The sequence below is a fragment of the Mycobacterium sp. genome (assembly GCF_049278535.1).
Classification (GTDB): domain Bacteria; phylum Actinomycetota; class Actinomycetes; order Mycobacteriales; family Mycobacteriaceae; genus Mycobacterium.
On record NZ_JBAPMI010000240.1, the window covers coordinates 1 to 3776 of the forward strand.

Sequence of the window (3776 nt, forward strand, 5' to 3'; positions counted from 1 at the left end):
CAAGATCGAGCAGAACACGCGGACCCTGGTTGACCGGCTTGCCTCGACAGGCATCCGGGTCACCGGCATCACGAAGGCTGTGTTGGGCTCGCCGGGAGTCGGCGCGGCGATGCTGCGCGGCGGCGCCCGCGGACTCGGTGATTCCCGGGTGCCGAACCTCGCTCGGCTAGCGGAGCTCGACCAATTACCGTTACGCACGGCGATCCGCAGCCCCATGCTCAGCGAAGTGGCACGGGTCGTCGACGTCGCCGACGTAAGTCTGAATACCGACGCAGTCGTGCTGGCAGCGCTCAATCAAGCTGCGTCTCAACAGAACCGGATGCACGCCGTCGTGCTCATGGTCGAGCTGGGTGATCTACGCGAGGGCGTCGCGCTGGACGACGTCCCCGAGGCCGTGCGGGCCGTCCTCGGACACTCCTCCCTCCGACTGGTTGGGCTCGGCGCCAACCTCGCCTGTCAGAACGGTGTCGTGCCCGACGACCGGAACATGGGCGTCCTCTCCGGGCTCGCCGACGACATCGAGGCGCTGCACGGGATCTCATTCGACGTCGTCTCAGGCGGCAACTCGGCGAACCTGAACTGGGCTCTGCACACCCACGACGTCGGCCGGATCGATGAGCTCCGACTCGGCGAAGCCATCCTCATCGGCGTCGATCCGCTGTATCGGACACCGATCCCCGGCCTGCACACGGATGCCTTCACCTTGACCGCTGAGGTCATCGAGGTTGCCGCGAAACCGGCTCAACCCTGGGGAGATCGTGCTCAGGCGGCCTTCGGCGAGGCGCCAGCCCGCACCGGCAGCCGGACCGTGCATCAAGCAATCCTGGCCCTCGGTCGCCAGGACGTGGACCCGGACGGTCTGCGGCCACCCGAGGGCATCACGATCCTCGGGACAAGCAGCGACCACCTGGTGGTCGACCTCGGCGATCACCCCGTCGCGGTCGGCGACGAGATCGACTTCGGTGTCAACTACGGAGCACTGGTGCGGGCGATGACATCGCCCTTCGTCACCAAGATCGAGCACCTTGGCGGAGTCGCGCGACTGACTCTTTGAGAACTACCTGGATGAGTTTTCGGACTGGCTCGCGTTCAAGCGGACGAAGGGCATTTCAGGATGCTGTCGGCTGAGGCGGCGAGAAGGAGAAATCATGGCAGTCGCCGGCGACGCCTTCCGTTGCGTACCGGCCGGCTGGGACTACTGACCGCTTGTTGCGGACGAGGAAGACGGTCGAAGGCCGAAGCTAGTGTTCGGGGGTTGGCCGCGACTGCAGCGTCGGTGCGGCGGCGGCGAAGATCTCGTCGCGACTTCCGTTGAGGGGCGGATAGATTCGCCTGCCGTTGATTGTGCGCTTGGTGGCTTTGGCTTCGGCCCCGCTGGCGATCACCTGCCGATCCCAGCCTTCGGTATAGACGGCCCCCGCAGGTCCGAGGTCCAAAACTGTTACATACCAGGGAATCCGAAGAGACAACATCGGCTCACCAAGTAGATCGCTGATGACGTTGTAGCCGGCGAACCGCCCCATCGGCCTGCCGTGCTGGCAGGACATCACCGAAATGTGCCCATCGTCCATCCACGCGGCCGCAACATCCCCGGCAGCGAACACCCCTTCGACGTTGATCACGCGCAGCTGCTCATCAACAGCAACCCGGCCGAGCCCGTCACACTCGACGCCCAGATCCGCGGTAAGCGGACTGGAGCGCATACCGGCACACCACACCACTGTCGACGCGGCCAGCCACTCCCCCGTCGACAATGCCACTCCGTCTAGATCGATCGCGGCGACACCAACACCGAGCCTGGTCTGCACCCCGTTCGCCGTGAGCGCGGCCTCGATCACCGGGCGCGCCGACGCGCCCATGTCCGAGCCGACGTACCGGTTGCGGTCAACAAGTATGACGCGGGAAGTGATGTCTCCGAACAGCTTCGCCAGCCGCGCGGGCAGTTCGCAGGCGGTCTCAATGCCGGTCAGTCCGGCGCCCACCACGATCGCAGTCGCCGCGGCGAGCGTGTGCTGACCGTTGGCGATCTCCATCAGGTGCCGCTGCAGCCTTCGCGCGCTGTCGTACGTGTCGACGTCGAAGCCGAACTCATCGAGACCGGGGATGTCCGGCTTGACCACTCGGCTGCCCAACGCCACCACGAGACGGTCGTAGCTGCGGGTACCGAGCGCGGTGGCCACCGTGCGCGAAACTGGGTCGATCGCCGTCACATCGGCCGCGACGTGCTCGACCCCGACCGGGTCGAGTACATCCCGCAGCGGAATGCGGCACGCCGACAGATCGGCTTCGTAGTTGCGCACCCGGATGTCGTGGTACGGCAGTGAACTGACGACCGTGATGTTCACCTCGCCGGGTGCGACGCCGAGTTCGTCGATTCGGCGGGCCGCACCAAGTGCGGCCCACAGACCAGCGAACCCCGAGCCGAGCACAACGACGTCGCTCACCGGGCTAACAGCTACGTCTGCGGATCCGGCGGGGCCTCGTGCCGCGGCTGGTACAAGAGTGCGCGAACCAGCGGGCGCGGGCCGACGGACCGAAGCATCTGGCTGGCCGGGCGGACCCGTACCCGCTTCGGCCACCAGAACCAGCGTCCCATCACCGTCATGATCGACGGCGTGATCAGCGACCGGACGACGAAGGTGTCGAACAACAGGCCGATGCCGATCGTCGTGCCGAATTGGCCGATCGCCCGGAGATCGCTGGTGATCATCGTGCCCATGGTGACGGCGAACACCACACCGGCGGCAGTCACCACCGGGCCAGTGACACCCATGCCGCGGATGAGTCCCGTTTTCAGGCCAGCTCCGATCTCCTCCTCGATTCGGGACACCAGCATCAGGTTGTAATCGGATCCCACCGCCAAGAGCACAATCAACGCGAATTCGGTTGCCACCCAATGTAACTGGAAGTTACCAAGGTGCTGCCAGATCAGTGTCGAGAACCCGAAGGCCGCCCCCAACGACATCACGATGGTGCCGACGATGACGCCTGCGGCGACCAGAGCGCGGGTGACGATCACCATGATGATGAAGATGAGCACGATCGAGGCCACCCCGGCGATCATCAGGTCGTACTTGGCACCGTTGGCGATGTCATAGAACGTCGCGGCCGTACCGCCGAGATAAATGTCGGCGTTCTCCAGCGAGGTGAGTTTCAGCGCCTCCTTGGCCGCTGCGCGCTCCTGACCGACGGACGCGATTCCCTCCACCGTCGCCGGATCCACCGCGTGCGTGATGATGAAGCGAGCGGCCTTGCCGTCCGGCGACACCATCAGGCTCAACCCAAATTGAAAGTCAGAGTTCTGGAAGATCTCGGGCGGCAGGTAGAACAGGCTTTCTGTCCGAGAGTTGTTGAATGACTTGCCCATCACGGCGCTGGTGTCGGTCAACCGGTCGAACTGATCGATCAGGCTGTTGAACGAGCTGTAGATGGTCAGCGTCGTATCCCGGATCGCTTTCGAGACAGCGATATTCTCGGGAATGATCGCCAGCAATTCGCGCGTGGCCGCGGCCGTGTTGTTGAGGTCGCTGGTGAGGGCGTGGAACTTTTCAGCCAGCTGATCGAACCCGTCCAACGAGTCGAACAACGATCTGGTGGACCAGCAGATCGGAATATCGAAGCAGTGCTTGTCCCAGTAGAAGTAACTGCGGATCGGCCGGTAGAAATCGTCGAAATTCGCGAAATTGTCACGGATTTCGTCCGTGATGGCCGCCGTCTCCCCCGTGGTTTTCGAGCTGTCGTCCGCGGCGTTCGCGAGCTTCTGGGTGACCGTGTAC

At 64.2% G+C, this 3776-nt stretch carries 3 protein-coding genes; 1 reads left to right on the plus strand and 2 read right to left on the minus strand.

All coding sequences use genetic code 11. From position 1 onward, the window contains the following. The coding region (locus WAO18_RS16480; RefSeq protein ID WP_422207323.1) for an alanine/ornithine racemase family PLP-dependent enzyme at positions 1 to 1054 on the plus strand (1054 nt) is incomplete at its 5' end. A 187-nt stretch (positions 1055 to 1241) separates the two neighbouring features. Here WAO18_RS16480 and WAO18_RS16485 read toward each other — a convergent pair. Further along, a complete protein-coding gene (locus WAO18_RS16485; protein ID WP_422207324.1) occupies positions 1242 to 2444 on the minus strand; it encodes an NAD(P)/FAD-dependent oxidoreductase in 1203 nt (400 codons plus the stop codon). An 11-nt stretch (positions 2445 to 2455) separates the two neighbouring features. Beyond that, a partial coding sequence (locus tag WAO18_RS16490) for an MMPL family transporter (RefSeq protein WP_422207325.1) occupies positions 2456 to 3776 on the minus strand: 1321 nt, incomplete at its 5' end.